The 18,598-nt window shown below is 70.6% G+C and carries 17 protein-coding genes; 4 read left to right on the forward strand and 13 right to left on the reverse strand.

The features are described 5' to 3' along the window. The first annotated feature begins 182 nt into the window (after nt 1-182). The gene (locus ACEXOR_RS06695; protein ID WP_374848679.1) at nt 183-803 is read left to right on the forward strand and encodes a hypothetical protein; all 621 of its coding nucleotides are present in this window, start codon (nt 183-185) and stop codon (nt 801-803) included. Here ACEXOR_RS06695 and ACEXOR_RS06700 read toward each other — a convergent pair. From ACEXOR_RS06700 to ACEXOR_RS06720, 5 genes are all read right to left on the reverse strand, one after another. Beyond that, nucleotides 775-1,413, reverse strand: a complete 639-nt coding sequence (locus tag ACEXOR_RS06700) for a GNAT family N-acetyltransferase (protein ID WP_374848680.1) — start codon at nt 1,411-1,413, stop codon at nt 775-777. The genes ACEXOR_RS06695 and ACEXOR_RS06700 overlap by 29 nt on opposite strands. Further along, nucleotides 1,410-2,564 carry an o-succinylbenzoate synthase gene (gene menC, locus ACEXOR_RS06705; protein ID WP_426983753.1) on the reverse strand — a complete coding sequence of 385 codons (1,155 nt, stop codon included), beginning with the start codon at nt 2,562-2,564 and terminating at the stop codon, nt 1,410-1,412. The genes ACEXOR_RS06700 and menC overlap by 4 nt, the downstream gene beginning before the upstream one ends. A gap of 47 nt (nt 2,565-2,611) precedes the next feature. Beyond that, nucleotides 2,612-3,886, reverse strand: a complete 1,275-nt coding sequence (locus tag ACEXOR_RS06710; protein ID WP_374848681.1) for a saccharopine dehydrogenase C-terminal domain-containing protein — start codon at nt 3,884-3,886, stop codon at nt 2,612-2,614. A 92-nt stretch (nt 3,887-3,978) separates the two neighbouring features. Then, entirely contained in the window at nt 3,979-4,992 is a 1,014-nt protein-coding gene (locus ACEXOR_RS06715) for an aldo/keto reductase (RefSeq protein ID WP_374848683.1), read from the reverse strand. A gap of 56 nt (nt 4,993-5,048) precedes the next feature. After that, a complete protein-coding gene (locus ACEXOR_RS06720) occupies nt 5,049-5,867 on the reverse strand; it encodes a DeoR/GlpR family DNA-binding transcription regulator (RefSeq protein ID WP_374848684.1) in 819 nt (272 codons plus the stop codon). Between the two features lie 72 nt (nt 5,868-5,939). Between ACEXOR_RS06720 and galT the strand changes: the two genes are divergently transcribed. The 3 genes from galT to galE are packed head-to-tail and all read left to right on the forward strand — an operon-like array spanning nt 5,940 to nt 9,256. Further along, a complete protein-coding gene (galT, locus tag ACEXOR_RS06725) occupies nt 5,940-7,076 on the forward strand; it encodes a galactose-1-phosphate uridylyltransferase (protein WP_374848685.1) in 1,137 nt (378 codons plus the stop codon). Beyond that, entirely contained in the window at nt 7,073-8,290 is a 1,218-nt protein-coding gene (gene galK / locus ACEXOR_RS06730) for a galactokinase (RefSeq protein ID WP_374848686.1), read from the forward strand. Before galT ends, galK begins: the two co-directional genes overlap by 4 nt. 3 nt (nt 8,291-8,293) lie before the next feature. Further along, the gene (gene galE / locus ACEXOR_RS06735; protein WP_374848687.1) at nt 8,294-9,256 is read left to right on the forward strand and encodes a UDP-glucose 4-epimerase GalE; all 963 of its coding nucleotides are present in this window, start codon (nt 8,294-8,296) and stop codon (nt 9,254-9,256) included. Between the two features lie 26 nt (nt 9,257-9,282). Here galE and ACEXOR_RS06740 read toward each other — a convergent pair whose 3' ends face one another. The 8 genes from ACEXOR_RS06740 to ACEXOR_RS06775 all read right to left on the reverse strand — a co-directional run bounded on the left by ACEXOR_RS06740 (nt 9,283) and on the right by ACEXOR_RS06775 (nt 18,440). Further along, on the reverse strand, nt 9,283-10,071 hold the full coding sequence (locus ACEXOR_RS06740; RefSeq protein ID WP_374848688.1) for a CPBP family intramembrane glutamic endopeptidase: 789 nt from the start codon (nt 10,069-10,071) through the stop codon (nt 9,283-9,285). Nucleotides 10,072-10,123: 52 nt separating this feature from the next. After that, a complete protein-coding gene (locus ACEXOR_RS06745) occupies nt 10,124-11,650 on the reverse strand; it encodes a sugar ABC transporter ATP-binding protein (RefSeq protein ID WP_374848689.1) in 1,527 nt (508 codons plus the stop codon). A gap of 73 nt (nt 11,651-11,723) precedes the next feature. Continuing rightward, entirely contained in the window at nt 11,724-12,965 is a 1,242-nt protein-coding gene (mmsB, locus tag ACEXOR_RS06750) for a multiple monosaccharide ABC transporter permease (protein ID WP_374848690.1), read from the reverse strand. 34 nt (nt 12,966-12,999) lie between these two features. Next, nucleotides 13,000-14,538, reverse strand: coding sequence for a multiple monosaccharide ABC transporter ATP-binding protein (mmsA, locus tag ACEXOR_RS06755; protein ID WP_374848691.1), 1,539 nt, complete (start codon nt 14,536-14,538; stop codon nt 13,000-13,002). A 113-nt stretch (nt 14,539-14,651) separates the two neighbouring features. Continuing rightward, nucleotides 14,652-15,779, reverse strand: coding sequence for a multiple monosaccharide ABC transporter substrate-binding protein (gene chvE / locus ACEXOR_RS06760; protein ID WP_374848692.1), 1,128 nt, complete (start codon nt 15,777-15,779; stop codon nt 14,652-14,654). Beyond that, nucleotides 15,776-16,495: an L-ribulose-5-phosphate 4-epimerase gene (locus ACEXOR_RS06765; protein WP_374848693.1), complete on the reverse strand. Its 720-nt coding sequence runs from the start codon at nt 16,493-16,495 to the stop codon at nt 15,776-15,778. Before ACEXOR_RS06765 ends, chvE begins: the two co-directional genes overlap by 4 nt. A 151-nt stretch (nt 16,496-16,646) precedes the next feature. Further along, nucleotides 16,647-17,705, reverse strand: a complete 1,059-nt coding sequence (locus ACEXOR_RS06770) for a LacI family DNA-binding transcriptional regulator (RefSeq protein ID WP_374848695.1) — start codon at nt 17,703-17,705, stop codon at nt 16,647-16,649. 180 nt (nt 17,706-17,885) lie between these two features. Further along, a complete protein-coding gene (locus tag ACEXOR_RS06775) occupies nt 17,886-18,440 on the reverse strand; it encodes a hypothetical protein (RefSeq protein WP_374848696.1) in 555 nt (184 codons plus the stop codon). Nucleotides 18,441-18,598 lie beyond the last annotated feature (158 nt).

The following is an 18,598-nucleotide window of genomic DNA, read 5'->3' on the forward strand; positions in this document are numbered from 1 at the left end:
CTCGCCGACAGGGCCTTGCGAAGGGTTCAGACAGGTGTTGCAGACGCGGGTGCCGGCGCAGCGCAGCCGGAGCGGGCCGACGGCGCAGCAGAGGCCTGGCTGAACGGTGGCTGAGAACGGGATGCGCGGTGTCCCCCGGATGGCCTCTACCGCGCGGGCGAGCACGCACCTACGGTGAGGGCGTGGAGACGCAGGTCGGGGTGACGCAGCGGGTCCTGCGTCCTCGCACGCAGATCCTGTCTCAGGCGCGCATCGTGGCCGCCGCCCTCACTCTGCCGATCTTCGCCGCCTTGCTCTGGTACGCCATCCCGCGCGGCAGCTGGGGCCGCGTGGTGATCGCGTTCGCCTTCGTGGTGCTGGTGTTCGCGGTGGGCACGGCGCTGCTGCGGGCCGTCAGCATCCGCGTCGATCGGGATGCGCTGGTCGAGCGCGGGTTCTTCTCCCGCAACCGCGTGCCCCGCAAGCGCATCGCCTCGGCCGTGGTGCTCGACGTGTACCGCGGGCCGTCGACCGAGACCACCCGCCAGCTCTTCCTGGTCGACTCGATGGGCGAGCTGCTCCTGCGCATGCGCGGGGAGTTCTGGTCGAGCGACGACATCGACTACGTGGCCACGGCGGTCGACGTGCCGGTGCAACGCCGGCTCGATCCCGTCACGGCGAACGCCCTGCGCGAAGAGATGCCCGACCTCCTCTACTGGTTCGAGCGCTGGCCCTGGGTGGGCGCCCTCACGTCGGCCGGGGCGATCGCCGGCCTCGCGCTGGTGCTGATCGCGCTCATGTCGCCGACGCTGCTGTTCGGCTGACCCGCGGGGCCCCGCGCATCCGCCGACCGAACACCACGCCGTCGGGGCGGCTCGCGAGCGGTTCGAACCCCACTCGCGGATAGAACGCGAGAGCGCCCGGGTTCGCGGGGTCGACCACGAGATGCACACCCGTGGTCGAGGGCGGAAGGGCGGCGACGAAGGCCTCGACGAGCATCCGTCCCACACCGCGGCCCTGCGCCACGGGCAGCAGGTCGACGTGCAGGTGGGCGGGGAACCCGCCGGCCTCCGGCGGAACCAGGCCGCGGGCGTGCTCGCGCCGCTCGGCCTCGGTGAGCGACGACGGATGCACGCGGAAGCGTTCCGCGAAGCGAGCCGAGTCGGCGGTGCCGAGCACGTAGCCCACCACGGAGCCGTCGAACTCGGCCACGACGGCGAGCTCGGGTTCGAGGTCGAGGTACGGGGTCGCGTAGCGGTCGGTGAGCACCCGCGGATCGGAGTGGAGAGCGGAGGCGTCGCCTCCCGCGTCGCCCGTGCGCACGCAGATGTCGAGCACGGCGGCGCGGTCGCCGGAGCGAGCGGGGTCGAACGGGCGGAGGAGGAGACGCGGTCGCGGCCGGCCGGTTCCCGCCCCGACGTCGCCCCGGGTCACGCGCGGGTGAGCAGCTCGACCGGCCGCGTGCGCCACTCGGCCACCAGCTCGGTGCGCACGGTCACGCCCGTTCCCGGCCCCGAGGGCACGGCCAGGCGGCCGTCGACCAGCACGAACGACTCCGTCAGGTCGTCGGCGAAGTAGCGGTCGCTGGCCGAGGTGTCGCCCGGCAGCGTGAAGCCGGGGAGGGCGGCGAGCGCCACGTTCGCCGCGCGACCGAGGCCGGTCTCCAGCATCCCGCCGCACCACACCGGCACGTCGCGTTCGAGGCAGGCGTCGTGCACCCGGATGGCCTCGAGGTAGCCGCCCACCCGGCCGGCCTTCACGTTCACGATCGACGTGGCGTCGCGCTCGATGGCGTCGACGGCCACCGCGGCGCTCGTGATCGACTCGTCGAGGCACACGGGGGTGTCGATCGCCTTGGCGAGCTGCACGTGGGCCGCGATGTCGTCTTCGACGAAGGGCTGTTCGATCAGCAGCAGCCCGAAGTCGTCGAGGGCGCGCAGGTGGTCGATGTCACTGAGGGCGTAGGCCGTGTTCGCGTCGACCTGCAGCAGCGCCCCCGGGCCGAGCATCGAGCGCACGGCGGCCACCGGCTCGAGGTCCCAGCCGGGCTTCACCTTGAGCTTGATGCGGCGGTACCCGGCCTCGACGTACTCCGACACCTCGTCGAGCAGGGCCTCGATCGACGGGGCGATGCCCACCGACACCCCGCAGTCGACCTCGGGCCGCACCGCGCCGAAGTACTCCCCGAAGCTGATGCCGGCGGCCCGGGTCTGCGCGTCGAGCACCGCCGCTTCGAGGGCGGCCTTGGCCATGCGGTGGCCGATCACGAAGTCGAGCACGCTCGACACCTCGGCGGCCCGCACGGTGTGCGCCTCGAGCAGGGCGGGGGCCAGATAGCTCCGGATGACCGCGGCGGCGCCCTCGACGTACTCGCTGGAGTACACCGGGTCGGCCATGGCCACGCACTCGCCCCAGCCCTCGCCCTGGGCGGTCAACACCCGCACGAGCAGCACGTCGCGGGCTGTCTGACGGCCGAAGCTCGTCTCGAACGGGCGCACGAGCGGCATCGCGATGCGGTGCAGCTCGACCGCCTCGATCTCCACCGGCAGCGCCGACCCGCCGGTGTGCACGACCACCTGGCTCATCCCGTCACCTGGCTCATCCGTCGCCGCCGTATCCCGTGGCCGGCCGCTCAGGCGAGCCGGTCTTCCAGGCCCCAGACCTGGCCGTAGCCGCCCTCGTCGACGGGGGCCGCCATGAGGTCGAGGAAGGGTTGGGCGTCGAAGGCCTCAGGGCCGAGCACGCCCGTGCCCGTCCAGGTGCCGGCGGCCAGCAGCTCGAGCGCGATCACGGGGTTGAGGGCGGTCTGCCACACCACGCACTGCGCCTCGTACTCCGCCATCGTCCACTCGTTGTCGCTCACGTGGTACAGATACACCTCGCGCGGCTGCCCGTCGGTGCCGGTGCCCGTCACCCAGAGCCCGGCGCAGGTCTTGCCCGTCATGAACGGGCCGAGCGTCGCCGGATCGGGCAGGCCGGCGGCCACCACGTCGCGCGGCGCCACCTCGACCGGTCCGTTCGCCGAGCGCACCGTGACCGGCGTCGTCTTGTCGAGGCCCAGCTGGTGCAGCGTCTTCAGGATGCCGATGAACTCCTCGCCGAGCCCGTACTTGAAGGTCACCCGCTTGGCATCGACCCAGCGCGGCATCAGCAGCACCTCCTCGTGCTCCACGTTCACGCACTCCACGTCGCCGATGCCCTCGGGGAAGGTGAACACCTCGGGCTCCGAGAACGGCGGCGTGGTGAACCAGCCGGTGTCCTTCTGCCAGATGACGGGAGGGTTCAGGCACTCCTCGATCGTGGTCCAGATCGAGAACGAGGGGGCGAAGATCTCGTTGCCGTCGCTGTCGCGCACCACGAGGTTCGCGCCGTCGCGGGTGCCGAGCTCGTCGATCTCGCTGAACAGGTGATCGGCGGCGTAGCGGGCGAACACGTCGGAGAGGCCGGGCTCGACGCCCATGCCCACCAGAGCGAGGCGGCCGGCCTTCTCCCAGTCGGGCGCCTGGGCGAACTGGTCGTCGCCGAGCTTCACGCCGGTCTGCTGGTAGGGATGCGCGGGGTGCGGCTCCGACAGGCTCATCGCCATGTCGAGGTAGTCGGCTCCCGCGGCGAGCGCCCCGGCGAAGATGGTGGGCACGAACTTGGGCTCCACCGCGTTCATCACGTGCGTTGCGCCGTGCCGGCGGGCCACCGCGGTGACGTCGTCGGGGTTCGAGGCGTCGATGCGGTCGGCCGTGAAGCGGGCCGCCACGTCGCCGCCGTGCCGCGCCTGGACCCACGCGACAGTGCGTTCGGCCCGGGTCAGGTCGTAGTCGGTGACGACGATCAGTTCGTAGAAGTCTCGGCGTGCGGCGATCTTGGCGATGGCGTCGCCCACTCCGCCGGCGCCGACCAGAAGGATTCTCATGGCATGACGTTACCGCCCACCCCCGCGACTCGTCCCGAATCGCCGCAGAATGCTCGCATTCGGCGGCGTTCGGCACGAGTCGCGGGGTGGGATCAGCGGCGGGCGGTGCCGTCCACCGCGAGCGGCTCGATGCGGGCCAGCTCGTCGGCGGTGAGCTCGGGGGCGCCCAGCGCGGCCACGTTCTGCTCCAGCTGCGCCACGCTCGACGCGCCGATGAGGGCGCTCGTCACCTGCGGGTGGCGCAGCACCCAGGTGAGCGCGAGCTGCGCCAGGGTCTGGCCGCGGTCGGCCGCGATCTCGTTCAGACCGCGCGCCCGCTCGAGGTACACGTCGTCGATGCGGTCGGCGGTGAGGAACCGGCTCGTGGCCGCGCGCGATCCGTCGGGCACGTGGCCGTCGAGGTAGCGGTCGGTGAGCAGCCCCTGCTGCAGCGGCGAGAACACGATGCTGCCGGCGCCCACCTCATCGAGCACGGGCAGAAGTCCGGCCTCGATGTGCCGGTTGAACATCGAGTAGCTCGGCTGGTGGATGGTGAGCGGCACCTTGTGCGAAGCGAGGATGCGCGCCGCCTCGAGCGTCGCCTCGGGCGAGTAGTTCGACACCCCGACGTACAGCGCCTTGCCGGAGTGCACCGCGGTGGCGAGCGCGCCCATCGTCTCTTCGAGCGGCGTCTCGGGGTCGAACCGGTGCGAGTAGAAGATGTCGACGTAGTCGAGCCCCAGTCGCCCGAGGCTCTGGTCGAGCGAGGCGATCAGGTTCTTGCGCGAGCCCCACTCGCCGTAGGGCCCCTCCCACATGAAGTAACCGGCCTTCGACGACACGATGATCTCGTCACGGTAGGGCGCAAGGTCTTCGGCGAGGATGCGCCCGAAGTTCGTCTCGGCCGAGCCCGCGGGCGGGCCGTAGTTGTTCGCCAGGTCGAAGTGGGTGATGCCCAGGTCGAACGCCCGGCGGATGATGGCCCGCTGGGTGTCGATCGGGCGCTCGTGGCCGAAGTTGTGCCAGAGCCCGAGCGAGAGCTCGGGGAGCTTCAGGCCGCTCCGCCCGGAGCGCTTGTAGGGCATGTGCTCGTAGCGGTCGGCGGCGGGCAGGTAGGGCTCGGTCATCGAGGCGCCTTTCGTGAGAAGTGAGTTGTGTGTGACAGAGAACGGATGCGGGCGGCTCAGGGTGCGGAGAGGGTCGCGAGACCGGCTTCGGCCAGCTCGGCCAGGCGCTCGGCGTGCCCATCCGGAGCAGCGCGGCCTGCGGCGGTGATGAGCAGCTCGAAGTCGGCGAGCGCGCCCACGATCCCCACGTCGGCCTGCCCGATCTTCGACGGGTCGGCCACCACGATCGCCCGGTCGGCCGCCGCCACCATGGCGCTCTTCAGCTCGGTCTCCGGCAGGTTCACGTTGGTGACGCCGGCGCGGGCGTCGACCCCGGTGCAGCCGATGAAGGCCAGGTCGGCGTGCAGCCGGCCGAGCAGCACGGAGGCATAAGGGGCCACGAGCGAGTGCTGCAGCGGGCGGAGCGTGCCGCCGGTGACCACCACGGTGAAGCGCGGGATGGCGTCTTCGAGCGCGAGGGCGATCGAGAGGCCGTTGGTGATGATCACCACGTCGTCGAGGTCGTCGCGCTCGAGCAGCGCGTCGGCCACTGCCGCCGTGGTGGTGCCCACGTCGAGCAGCACGCTGGTGCCGCTCTCGACGAGGCCGGCCGCGGCCACGGCGATGCGGCGCTTCTCGTCGGCCCAGGTCTGGCGCGCCGACTCGAACGAGGGCTCGAGCGCCGGCTCACTGCGGGGCGACATGCCACGCAGCACCGCGCCGCCGTGCACCCGGTCGACGGCGCCGCCCTGTTCGAGGGCCGCGAGGTCGCTGCGCACGGTCACCTCCGACACGCCGAGCTCGCGGCTCAGCTCGGTGACCCGCGCGAATCCGGTGGCTCCCACGAGGGCCACGATCTGCGTGCGGCGCTGCGCTGCCGAGCCGTCGTTCGCCATGCCCCGATCTTACGCATTCGAAACCGGATGCGCGGGCTTGACTTTCGAAATCAAAACTGCCGTAATCGAGGGGTGCAGACCCTCAGCAACGGAATCATCAAGCGGGTGCACCGTCTCTCCGACGGCCGCGAACTGATCTACTTCGACGATCCGGGCAGCCTGCTGCCCCCCGAGCGGGCCGACGACGCCCGCCCCGAGGCCCCGCGGCCGCCCGTGGCTCAGATGCGGCAGGACCCGCTCACCGGCGAATGGGTCTCCATCGCCGCCGCGCGCCAGAACCGCGTGATGCTGCCGCCGAAGCACCTCGACCCGCTCGCCCCGTCGAGCCCCGAGAACCTCACCGAGGTGCCGAGCAACTACGACGTGGCCGTGTTCGAGAACAAGTCGCCCTCGTTCGGCCCCGACCTCGCCGCCCCGGGCACCGACCCGGCCGCCGAGCTGGCGTCGCTGCGCGAGGTGGGCCTCGGGCGCACCGCCGTGTCGGTCGGCCGCTGCGAGGTGGTGTGCTTCAGCCCGGCCACCGAGGGGTCGTTCGCCGACCTGCCGGTCACCCGGGCCCGCACCGTGATCGAGGCCTGGGCCGACCGCACGGCCGCACTGTCGGCGCTGCCCGGTGTTCAGCAGGTCTTCCCGTTCGAGAACCGGGGCGAGGCCATCGGCGTCACCCTGCACCACCCGCACGGCCAGATCTACTCCTACCCCTACATCACCCCGCGCACGCAGAAGCTGATCGAGTCGGTGGAGCGCTACGGCCCCACCCTCTTCGACGACATCCTGACCTTCGAACGCGGTTCGGAGCGGGTGCTGATCGAGGGCGAGCACGTCACCGCCTTCGTGCCGTTCGCGGCCCGCTGGCCCGTGGAGGTGCACCTTCTGATGAACCGCCAGGTGCCCGACTTCGCGGCGACCACACCCGACGAACGCGACGAGCTCGCGGTCGTGTACCGTCGCATCCTGCGCGCCATCGATCACCTCTACGACACCCCGACCCCCTACATCGCCGCGTGGCACCAGGCGCCCGTGAACGAGCACCGTGACGACATCCGATTGATGCTGCAGGTGACCTCGCCCCGCCGGGCCGCCGACAAGATGAAGTTCCTGGCCGGCTCCGAGGCCGCGATGGGAGCCTTCATCGGCGATGTGCCGCCGGAGACCGCGGCCGGGCTGCTGCGGGATGCGCTCGAACGGGCAGACAAGGACGACGAATGACCGACACCACCTCCCCTCAGGGGCTCGCCGAGCTCGACGCGGCCGCCGTTCAGGGCTTCGCCGCCCGCTACGGCACGGCGCCCACCTCGCTCTGGTCGGCCCCCGGGCGGGTGAACCTCATCGGCGAGCACACCGACTACAACGACGGCTTCGTGCTGCCGTTCGCAATCGACCGGCACACGGTGCTGGCCGCCGGTCTGCGCCACGACCGCACGGTGCGCGTCTCCTCCGCCTTCACCGACGAGGTGGTGGAGATCTCGCTCGACGAGCTCACCGCCGACGCCGTGTCGGGCTGGTCGGCCTACCCGCTCGGCGTCATCTGGGCGGCCGGCGTGCAGGGCGCCGACCTCGCCCACGTGCCGGGGCTCGACCTCTACCTCGTCTCCGACATCCCCGTCGGCGCGGGGCTCTCCTCCAGCGCCGCGCTGGAGAGCGTCGTCGCGATCGCGATCGACGAGCTCTGGGGCCTCGGCTTCGACCGCCGCACCCTCGCCGTGATCGGCCGCCGCGCCGAGAACGAGGCCGTGGGTGCGCCCACCGGCATCATGGACCAGTCGGCCGTGCTGCTCGGCAAGCTCGGCTCGGCCGTGCTGCTGGACTGCCGGTCGCTCCAGACCCGCGTGGTGCCGCTCGGTCTCGACGACGAGGAGCTCGTGATCGTGGTCACCGACACCCGCGTCGAGCATGAGCACGCCACCGGCGGGTATGCCGCACGCCGCGCGTCGTGCGAGCTCGGCGCCCGGGTGCTGGGGGTTCCGTCGCTGCGCGACCTGACCCGCGACGACCTGGGCCGGGCCGAAGAACTGCTCGACGACGAGACCTTCCGCCGCGTGCGCCACATCATCACCGAGAACGAGCGGGTGCTCGCCACCGTGTCGACGCTGGAGAAGCACGGGGCCGGCGCCATCGGCGAGCTGCTCGACGCCTCGCACACCTCGATGCGCGACGACTTCGAGATCTCGGTGCCCGAGCTCGACCTCTCGGTGGAGGTGGCCCGCAGGGTCGGCGCCGTGGGCTCGAGGATGACCGGGGGCGGCTTCGGCGGCGCCTCGATCGCCCTCATCCGCCGCAGCCTGGCCCACGAACTCGCCGAGGCCCAGCGCGCGGCGTTCGCCGATGCCGGGTACCGCGAACCCGTAGTGTTCTCGGTGCTGCCGTCGGAAGGCGCCGTCCGCCGTCCGTTCGGCGCCGCAGCAACGACCGAGGAGGACTGACCGATGACCGTATGGCTCGTCACAGGAGGTGCCGGTTACATCGGCGCCCACGTCGTGCGGGCGCTGCAGAGCGCCGGCCTCAGCCCCGTCGTGCTCGACGACCTCTCCAGCGGCTACGAGAAGTTCGTGCCCGAGGGTGTGCCGTTCGTGCAGGGGTCCATCCTCGACGGCGACCTCGTGGAGAAGGCACTCCGCGAGCACGAGGTGACCGGCGTCATCCACGTCGCCGGCTACAAGTACGCGGGCATCTCGGTGCAGCGGCCGCTGCACACCTACGAGCAGAACGTCACCGGCACCGCCGTGCTGCTCGAACGGATGCAGGCGGTCGGCGTCGACCGCCTGGTGTTCTCCTCGAGCGCCGCCGTCTACGGCACCCCCGACACCCTGCTCGTCACCGAAGACACCCCGAAGTCGCCCGAGTCGCCCTACGGCGAGTCGAAGCTCATCGGCGAGTGGCTGCTGCGCGACCAGGCCGTCGCGGTGGGCCTGCGGGCCACGGCGCTGCGCTACTTCAACGTGGTGGGGTCGGGATCGCCCGAGCTCTACGACGCGAGCGAGCACAACCTCTTCCCGCTGGTGTTCGGCGCGCTCGGCGAGGGCCGCCGCCCCCTCATCTTCGGCGACGACTACGACACCCCCGACGGCACCTGCGTGCGCGACTACATCCACGTGGCCGACCTGGCACTGGCCCACGTGGCCGCCGCCCGCCGGTTCGACGCGGGCGAGCCGGTGCTGCCCGCCTACAACCTCGGCTCGGGCGACGGAGTCTCGGTGCGCGAGATCATGACCGAGGTCGCCGCGGTGACCGGCATCGAGTTCGAACCCGAGGTCGCCCCGCGGCGCCCGGGCGACCCGGCCCGCATCGTGGCGAACGGCGAGCTCGCGGCGCGCGACCTCGAGTGGCGCATGAGCCACACGCTGAACGAGATGGTGCAGTCGGCCTGGGAGGCCTACCAGCGGCGGTGAGGCCTGCGCCGGCGCGCGGCGGCCCGTCAGCCGAGGGTCGGCAGCCCCGGTGCGGCCGGTGCGGTCACCAGTTCGATCGCCGCCACCGACAGGTTGAACACCACGTGGGTGGCGATGGCCGGGCCGAGCCGCCCGGTCACGAGCGCCAGCGCTCCGAGCACCAGGCCCACCACGAACAGGGTGATCAGGCGTGACACGGCGGCCGCCGTCTCCGGCACGCCCGTGAGGTGGAAGGCGGTGAACAGCAACGCCGATCCGACCACCGCGGCGACCCCGGCCGCCCGCTGCCGCGCGGCCGAGGCGGCGGCATCCGGAGCGACCGCCTGCTGGATCGAGCGCAGCACCAGCCCGCGGAAGAACAGCTCCTCGACGAACGGCGTGACGAGGGATGCGGCCAGCACCGCGGTGAGCACGAACCACACCGGGTCGCCCACTCCCCCGCTGAACGCGCCGGCCGGCGTGCCGCTGGCCACCCGCACGAGCTCGGCGGTGCCGACCGCGGCGAAGCGCAGCACGATGCCGGCGAGGATGCCGATGGCGAGGTCGAGCGGCTCGAAGCGCAACCCGAAGTCGTCGCGGAGCCGGCCGCGGCCGCGCCAGCGCGAAGCGACGAGCACCACGGCGACCAGCGGCAGCCAGCCGCCGATCACCTGCTCGATGCCGAACACCGCCCAGGGCGAGACGGCCACGCCGGGCTGACGCGCGATCAGCGTCGCCACCGACGACAGCAGCACGAACGCGATCACCCCCGCGAACACGTCCACCAGGCCCCACCGCACCGGCACGCCCGCGCTCCCCCTCGGCTCGTCGCTCACGCCCCTACGCTAGCGCGCTTCCACCCCCGCCGACCCGGAGGGGGGCCGGGGATCAGCGGGGGGCGAGGAGGGCGCCGACGGCGGCGGGGTCGGCGCCGGGACGCACCTCACCCGTGACGCGACCGGCCGCCATCGTCACCACGCGGTCGCACAGGTCGAACAGCTCGGCGAGGTCGGCCGACGCCACCACCACCGCCTTGCCCGCGGCGCGAGCCGCCATCAGCCCGGCCCGGATCTCCGCTCGCTGCGCCGCGTTCGAACCGCGGAGCGGCTCGGCCAGCATCAGCACCCGCCGATCGGAGTCGGGGAACGCCTGCACGAGCCCCCGGATGTGCCCGGCCTCGTCGCCCCCGCGGCTGAGCGAGCGGGCCGCCCCGAGCACCTTGTCGCCCAGACCGTCACGAGGGGCCGTGTCGCTGTCGCGGTCGACGAGACCGAGCGACACCATGGCGGGCAGCCGCGACGCCGACACCGGCATCGCGATGCCGCCCACGAAGCGCACCCGGTACCGGGGCGCCGACGTCGTGGCGAAGAAGAGTCCGGCGGCGATGGCCTTCTCCACCGTGCCGGTGTCGACCGCGCGGCCGTCGACCGCCACCGTGCCGGTCGTGCCGGTTCCCTCCGAGCCCCCGTACACGCTCAACAGCAGCGACTCGGCGCCCGAGTCGCGAAGACCGGCCAGCCCCACGATCTCGCCTGCCCGCAGCACGAGCTCCGCGTCGTCGACCAGCGGCTGCTCCGGCTCCACCGGGTCGAAGGTGCTCCAGTGCGCGATGCGCAGCAGCTCGGGCGAGGAGGCGCCCCCGTCGGCGGCCGAGAGCGTCTTCGTCGCCGAGTGGTCGGCACCGGCATCCGTCGCCCCCACCAGATCGGCGAGCACACGTCGCCGAACCGCCTGAAGGCCGGCCTCGCCCGCATCCCGCTCCGATCGCGGATGCGCGGAGACGATCGCCCCCTGCCGCGCCACCACCACCTCGTCGGCGAACCGCAGTGCCTCGAGCGGCCGCTGCGTGAACACGAGCACGGCCACCCCGCGCCCGGCCAGCGCGCTCAGGATGCCGAGCAGCCGGGAGGCCTCGTCGGCATTCAGACGGGCCGTCGGTTCGTCCAGCGCCAGCACCGCCGCGTCGCGCGCGAGCGCCCGGGCGATCTCCACCACGAGGCGGTCGAACTCGCCGAGACCGCCGGCACGGTCGACCGGGCGGAGCGTCGAGCCGAGGCCGGCCAGCAGCTCCCCCGCGTCGTCGCGCGTGCGCGCCCAGTCGATGCCGCCGCGGAACAGGCCACGGGTGCGCCGCCGCTCGTGGCCCATGAAGATGTTCTCGGCCACGTCGAGCGCGGGCACGAGGCCGCGGCGGCGGTCGACCCAGGCGAACCGCCCGGCACCGGAGCCGGCTGCAGCCGCGCCGACATCCGCTCGCCCGCCCGACGGCGACGACGACGCCGCCCGGTCGGTGATCTGCCGGGCCACCTGCCCCTGCACGAGGTCGTCGCCCGAGCACACGGCCACCACGGCCCCCGGCCGCACGGCGAGCACGTCGCCCCCCGCGAGGGCGAAACGGAATTCGGCGGGTGTCACGACCGCGACCCTATACCGGGCCGGGTGGACACCCGCCGAATCACCATGGAGAACCCGCGCTCGAGCGCGAGGGTCAGCGTCCGCCGGAGCGGCGCTTGTTGTACACGTCGAAGGCCACGGCGAGCAGCAGCACGAGGCCCTTGACGGCCTGCTGCCACTCGATGCCGATGCCCATGATCGACATGCCGTTGTTCAGCACACCGATGATCAGACCACCGATGATCGCGCCGCCGATGGTGCCGACGCCGCCCTGCACCGCCGCACCACCGATGAAGGCGGCGGAGATGGCCTCGAGCTCGAAGCCGTCACCGGCCTTCGGGCCGGCCAGGTTGAGCCGGGCGGTGAAGATCAGGCCGGCGAGGGCGGCCAGCACGCCCATGTTCACGAACAGCCAGAAGGTGACGTTGCGCGTCTTGATGCCCGAGAGCTCCGCGGCGTGCAGGTTGCCGCCGATGGCGTAGACGTGACGGCCGAAGGTCGAGCGGTTCATGATGGTGCCGTAGATGAGCACCAGCACGGCCAGCACGATCAGGGTGACCGGGATGCCCTTGTAGGTGGCGAGCGCGTAGGCGAACAGGGCCACGGCCACCGAGACGAGCACCAGCTTGGCGATGAACCAGGCGAAGGGCTCGACCTCCTGGCCGTAGCTCTGACGGGCACGACGGGTGCGGAACTGCGAGACGAACAGCGCGATGATGGCGATGGCCGCGATGCCCAGCGTCAGCGGGTCGAGCTCGAACGAGCCGAACAGGTCGGTGAGGAACCCGTTGCCGAGTGCTCGGTACTCGGTGGGGAACGAACCGATGTTCGCGTTGCCGAGCACCACCAGCGCGAGGCCACGGAAGATCAGCATGCCCGCCAGGGTGACGATGAACGCCGGTATGCCCACGAAGGCGATCCAGAAGCCCTGCCAGACACCCACGAGGGCACCCACCAGCAGCGACAGGATGATCGACAGCCACCAGGGAAGCCCCCACTGAACCGCGAACACACCCGAGACGGCGCCCACGAAGGCGGCGACCGAACCCACCGAGAGGTCGATGTGGCCGGCGATGATGACCATCACCATGCCGATCGCGAGAACGAGGATGTAGCCGTTCTGCACGATCAGGTTCGAGATGTTCTGCGGGCGCAGCAGGATGCCGTTGGTCAGGATGCTGAACAGCACCACCACGAGCACGAGGGCGATGAAGATGCCGTTCTTGCCGAGGTCGCCCAGGATGTGGCTGAGCCGCTCGGTGAACTTGTTCTCCACGGGGTTGACGCTCGCGCCCGCGGCCGTCGAGTCGGACGGTTTCGTTTCCAGGTCGGACATGGTCGTAGTTTCTCCTCTTCCGTCAGCGCGCGGGCTAGCGGGGCTTTTCCATGGTCATGAGTTTGAGAAGCGCCTCGGGGCTTGCTTCGTCGATGGGCAGCTCGCCCGTGATGCGGCCCTCGGAGAGGGCGTAGATGCGGTCGCAGATGCCGAGCAGCTCCGGCAGCTCCGAGGAGATGACGATGATGCCCTTGCCCTCGGCCGCGAGCTTGTTGATGATGCTGTAGATCTCGTACTTGGCGCCCACGTCGATGCCGCGGGTGGGCTCGTCGAGGATGAGCACGTCGGGGTCGGAGTAGATCCACTTCGACAGCACGACCTTCTGCTGGTTGCCGCCGGAGAGCTTCCCGGTCTTGGCCAGCACGCTCGGCGCCTTGATGTTCATGCTCGAGCGGTAGGTGTTCGCGACCTGGAACTCCTTGCCGTCGTCGACCAGGCCGAAGCGCTCCAGCTTCTCCAGCGACGCCATCGAGATGTTGCGCTTGATGTCGTCGATCAGGTTCAGGCCGTAGGTCTTGCGGTCTTCGGTGGCGTAGGCGAGGCCGGCCTCGATCGCCTCCGAGACGGTGCGGGTCTTGACCTCCTTGCCCTTCACGAACACGCGGCCAGAGATGCGCGAACCGTAGCTGCGGCCGAACAGGCTCATGGCGAACTCGGTGCGGCCGGCGCCCATCAGCCCTGCGATGCCCACGATCTCGCCGGCGCGCACGGAGATGTTCACGTCGTCGACCATCACGCGGGTGGGGTCCTGCGGGTGGTGGGCGGTCCACTCCTCCACGCGGAGGATCTCCTCACCGATGTGCGGGGTGTGGTCGGGGTAGCGGTGCTCGAGGTCGCGGCCCACCATGTCCTTGATGATGCGCTCTTCGGTGACATCCGTCTTCGCGATGGTCTCGATGGTCTTGCCGTCACGGATGACGGTGACCGAGTCGGAGACCTTCTTGATCTCGTTCAGCTTGTGGCTGATGATGATCGACGTGATGCCCTGCTCCTTGAGGTGCAGGATGAGGTTCAGCAGGTGGTCGGAGTCCTCGTCGTTCAGGGCCGCGGTGGGCTCGTCGAGGATGAGCAGCTTCACGCGCTTGGACAGCGCCTTGGCGATCTCCACGAGCTGCTGCTTGCCCACGCCGATGTCGCGCACCTTGGTGGTGGGGTTCTCACGCAGACCCACGCGCGCCAGCAGGGCGGCGGCCTCGTGGTTGGTCTTGTTCCAGTCGATCAGGCCGAGCGGGCCCTTCAACTCGTTGTTCAAGAAGATGTTCTCGGCGATCGAGAGGTAGGGGCTGAGGGCCAGCTCCTGGTGGATGATGACGATGCCCTTCGCCTCCGAGTCACGGATGTCGCGGAACTGCACGACCTCGTCCTCGAACACGATGTCGCCCTCGTAGGTGCCGAACGGGTACACACCCGAGAGCACCTTCATCAGCGTCGACTTACCGGCGCCGTTCTCGCCGCAGATGGCGTGCACCTCACCGCGGCGCACATCCACCGTCACGTTCTGGAGCGCTTTGACTCCTGGGAACGTCTTGGTGATGCTGCGCATCTCGAGGATGTTCGTCCTGTCATCGGACATGTCGTGGTCTACCTCTTCCTTGCCTCGTACGCGGTACGCCGGGTGGGGGCGGAACCGCCGCCCCGGCCGGGCGCTCTCGCGCTCGGCCGGGGCGGGTGTTCCTGGTGGGCTGACTAGCCCTTGATCTCGTCTTCGGTCCAGTAGCCGGACTTCACGAGGACGTCCTCGATGTTGTCCTTCACGACGATCTGCGACTCGAGCAGGTACGAGGGAACGACCTTCACGCCGTTGTCGTAGTCCTCGGTGTTGTTCGTCTCGGGCTCGGTGCCCTCGAGCAGAGCCGACGCCATGTCGACGGCGACGGTGGCCAGCTCGCGGGTGTCCTTGAAGATGGTCGCGTACTGCTCACCCGACTCGATGGCCTTGACCGAGTCGAGCTCGGCGTCCTGGCCCGAGATGACGGGCCAGCCGGCGCCCACGGAGTATCCCGCGTCGGTCAGAGCCGAGATGATGCCTCGCGAGATGCCGTCGTAAGGCGACAGGATGCCGTTCACCTTGGAGCCGTCGGAGTAGGTCGACGTCAGCAGGTTCTCCATGCGCTTCTGGGCGGTCTCGCCGTCCCAGCGGAGCGTGGCGGCCTGCTCGAAGCTCTCCTGGCCGCTCTTCACGACGATGGTCTTGTTGTCGATGTAGGGCTGGAGGGTGTCGATCGCGCCGTTCCAGAAGAACGTGGCGTTGTTGTCGTCGGGCGAACCGGCGAACAGTTCGACGTTGAACGGGCCGGCCGGGGCGCCGTCGATGGCCTTGCCGTCGAGGTCGACGAGGCCGAGGCCGTTCAGCACCGAGTTGGCCTGCTGCACGCCGACCTTGTAGTTGTCGAACGAGGCGTAGTAGTCCACGTTCTCGGTGTCGCGGATGAGGCGGTCGTAGGCGATGACGGGGATGTCGTTGTCGGCGGCCTCCTGCAGCACGCTGGTGAGCGTGGTGCCGTCGATCGACGCGACGATCAGGGCCTTGGCGCCCTTGGTGATCATGTTCTCGATCTGCGAGACCTGGGTGGGGATGTCGTCCTCTGCGTACTGCAGGTCGACGGTGTAGCCCTTCTCCTCGAGCTGCGACTTGACGGCGTCGCCGTCCTGGATCCAGCGCTCGGACGACTTGGTGGGCATCGCGACGCCGATCAGGCCGCCGTCTCCGCTGCCGCCGTCGCCGGAGGTGCTGCTTCCTCCGCTGGAGCAGGCTGCGAGGCTGACCATCAGGGCGCCCGCGGCGACTCCCGCGAGCAGTGTCTTGATCTTCACTGTGTTTCCTTTCGTGATGTGGTGTAGGACTTCTTCGTCGGACTCGGACTGGTGGTGGATGACCCCGGGCTGGTGCCCCCGGGGGTGAGCAGCTTCGGCTCGCCGATCTGGCGGGCGAGATGAGCCACTCGGGCGGCGTCTTCGACGAGCACCGCGGTCTTCACCGCGGCCCGGGCGTCAGGGCCGATGGCGAAGGGGCCGTGGCTCTGCATCAGCACGGCCGGCGAGCGATGGCCCTCCAGCGTGCCGACGATCCCGCGGCCGATCGAATCGTCGCCGATCCGGGCGAGCGGACCCACCGGGATCTCCCCGCCGAACTCGGCGACCATGGTCGTGGTGACGCAGGGGATGGGCTCCCCGAGCGTCGCCCAGGCCACGGCGTACGGCGAGTGGGTGTGAGCCACTCCCCCCACCTCGGGCAGCGTGCGGTACACGTAGGCGTGCGCCGCGGCGTCGACCGAGGGTGCTCTGGCTGCCCCCGGAGTCCCGGGGACGACGTTGCCGTCGAGATCGCAGAGGATCATGTTCTCCGGTGCGAGCTCCTCGTAGGAGACGCCCGACGGCTTGATGACGAACAGGTCGGCACCCACCACGCGGCCCGACACGTTCCCCGTGGTCCAGACCACGAGTTCGTGACGGGTGAGCTCGGAGTGCAGTCCCGCGATCTCCGCCCGGAGACGGGCGACGCCCACCTCGAGCTCGGCTCGCATCGTCATCCTGATGACCCCTTCGTCGTGTGTTCCCGTTCCGCTGCTGATTCATGTGAACGGTCACATCGGGGTTCATATTAGGCGCATGCGCACGCATGGTGTCAAGTTCGACTTGGTCTCGGTTCGGTAACCGAGACGGCCGGCGGCCGTCAGCCCGTCAGAACGCGGGGGGCGCGGTCGACCGACGCACCACCAGGGTGGGCAGCACCGAGGCGGGCGCCTCCGGATCGACCCCATCCGCCTGACCGCCGTCGGCGCCCGCCTCGTCGACGGCCCCCACCAGCAGGGCCACGCAGCGGCGGCCCAGCTCGGCGAAGTCCTGCCGCACCGTGGTGAGCGGCGGCCAGAAGTGCGCGGCCTCGGGGATGTCGTCGAAGCCCACCACGCTGATGTCGCCCGGCACGTCGAGACCGGTGTCGCGGATGGCGTGGATGAGACCCAGCGCCATCTGGTCGTTCGAGGAGAAGATGGCCGTGAAGTCGCGCACCCGCAGCAGCTCGAGGCCCGCGTAGTAGCCGAACTCGGCCGTCCAGTCGCCGAGGATGGGCGCGGTCGTCGGCACGTCCTGCGCGCTCATCTCGCGCAGGAACCCCTCCATCCGCGCCTCGGCCTCCACCCAGTCCTGGGGGCCCGCGAGATGGTAGATGCCGCGGTGACCGAGCTCGATCAGGTGCCGGGTGGCCAGGCGCGCGCCCGTCATCTGGTCGACCGAGAGCGAGTGGTCGCCCGTGCGACCGGTTGACTGCAGGGTGACGTAGGGCAGGTCGAGACTCATCTCGGCGAGCGTGTCGAACACGCGCACCTGCGGCGCGATCACCACCACGCCCTCGACGGCCTGATCGAGCAGGTGGGTGATGGCACGGGCGATGGAGTCGCGATCGGTGCCGTCGGCATTGGCGGTCACCACGAGGTAGCCCTGCAGCAGGGCCGCCTCCTCGATCGCCTTGATGCTCGAGGCGGGGCCGTATTCCGAACGCGACGAGGTGAGCACCCCGATGGCGCGCGACCGGCTGGTGACCAGGGCCCGGGCCGCCCGGTTCGGGCGGTACTGGAGCTCGCTCATCACCTCGAGCACGCGGGCCTTGGTCTCGTCACGGATGCTCGGGTGGTTGTTCAGCACCCTCGAGACGGTCTGGTGCGAGACCCCGGCGAGCTTGGCGACGTCGCGGATACTCGGCGCGCGCTGGCGCTTGACCTCCGGGGAGAGCTCGTTCATCCCGTACCTGCTCCGGTGCTGATGTGCACGTTCACACAGCGAGAACGTGGTTGGCTACCCCGCCATTATGCCCGCAGGTCTCCCCCGCATGTGACTGTCACACGAGACGCACCGGATGCCCGGAGCGGCCGTGTGACAGTCACACAGAGGGCGTCCCTCCCGGCACGGGGCCGGGAGGGGTCAGACGGCGGCATGCACGCGAACGCCGCGAGGAGCCGGAAGCGGCCGCGCGGAGTACCGCACCTGACGCATCCGCTCGAGCGGCCCGGAGGCCGCGTCGGACGCCGATGCCGCAGGCAGAGCCCGCTCGGTCACGACGGCCAGACCGGCCGCCTCGGCCGCCCGGCGCCGCCACGCGAGCGCCCCCTCGACCTCGTTCTGGCGCGAGGCCTCTGGCACCTCGACCACGAAGTCGGGGGCGAGGATCGCCCCCGCATCCGTGAACGCACGATGCGCCGAGCGGATGAGCGCCGCAGCCCACACCTCGGGGTGCGGCAGGGAGCGATCGACGATCAGGCAGTGCAACTCGATGGGGTGCACCGAGCCGACCGGGCCCCACCAGACGCCGCGGGCGACCGGCTGGTCGTCGACGAACGCCAGCCAGGTCCACTCGCGACGATAGGTTCCGGCCGCGAGGCCGCGACCGAACTGAAGGGAATCGACCCACGAGACGGGATCGTGTTGATGGAACAGCAGCAGCTCGCTGTCGTGCGAGCGGCAGGATTGGGTGAACACGGGAATCTTCCTCCATGGAATGACTGAGCGATGGAGGCGCTTCCTGGCGTTCGGGCCGAACGGCAGCGGTGTCAGCGGGGCTGAGGCTAGGCCGTGGGGCGCGAGAACGGGGGAAGCGCCGTGGTGCAGGTCCGATTCGGAATCACGGTTCACCTCCC

Source organism: Herbiconiux liangxiaofengii, from assembly GCF_041927335.1.
In the GTDB taxonomy this organism is placed as follows: Bacteria; Actinomycetota; Actinomycetes; order Actinomycetales; family Microbacteriaceae; genus Herbiconiux; species Herbiconiux liangxiaofengii.

What these genes read in the sequence shown, in the direction of transcription:
- menC (WP_426983753.1), bottom strand. Translation starts at nt 2,564, where the DNA reads ATGAGCCAGGTGGTCGTGCACACCGGCGGGTCGGCGCTGCCGGTGGAG.
- ACEXOR_RS06710 (WP_374848681.1), bottom strand. Translation starts at nt 3,886, where the DNA reads ATGAGAATCCTTCTGGTCGGCGCCGGCGGAGTGGGCGACGCCATCGCC.
- ACEXOR_RS06715 (WP_374848683.1), bottom strand. Translation starts at nt 4,992, where the DNA reads ATGACCGAGCCCTACCTGCCCGCCGCCGACCGCTACGAGCACATGCCC.
- ACEXOR_RS06720 (WP_374848684.1), bottom strand. Translation starts at nt 5,867, where the DNA reads ATGGCGAACGACGGCTCGGCAGCGCAGCGCCGCACGCAGATCGTGGCC.
- galK (WP_374848686.1), top strand. Translation starts at nt 7,073, where the DNA reads ATGACCGACACCACCTCCCCTCAGGGGCTCGCCGAGCTCGACGCGGCC.
- galE (WP_374848687.1), top strand. Translation starts at nt 8,294, where the DNA reads ATGACCGTATGGCTCGTCACAGGAGGTGCCGGTTACATCGGCGCCCAC.
- mmsB (WP_374848690.1), bottom strand. Translation starts at nt 12,965, where the DNA reads ATGTCCGACCTGGAAACGAAACCGTCCGACTCGACGGCCGCGGGCGCG.
- mmsA (WP_374848691.1), bottom strand. Translation starts at nt 14,538, where the DNA reads ATGTCCGATGACAGGACGAACATCCTCGAGATGCGCAGCATCACCAAG.
- ACEXOR_RS06765 (WP_374848693.1), bottom strand. Translation starts at nt 16,495, where the DNA reads ATGACGATGCGAGCCGAGCTCGAGGTGGGCGTCGCCCGTCTCCGGGCG.
- ACEXOR_RS06770 (WP_374848695.1), bottom strand. Translation starts at nt 17,705, where the DNA reads ATGAACGAGCTCTCCCCGGAGGTCAAGCGCCAGCGCGCGCCGAGTATC.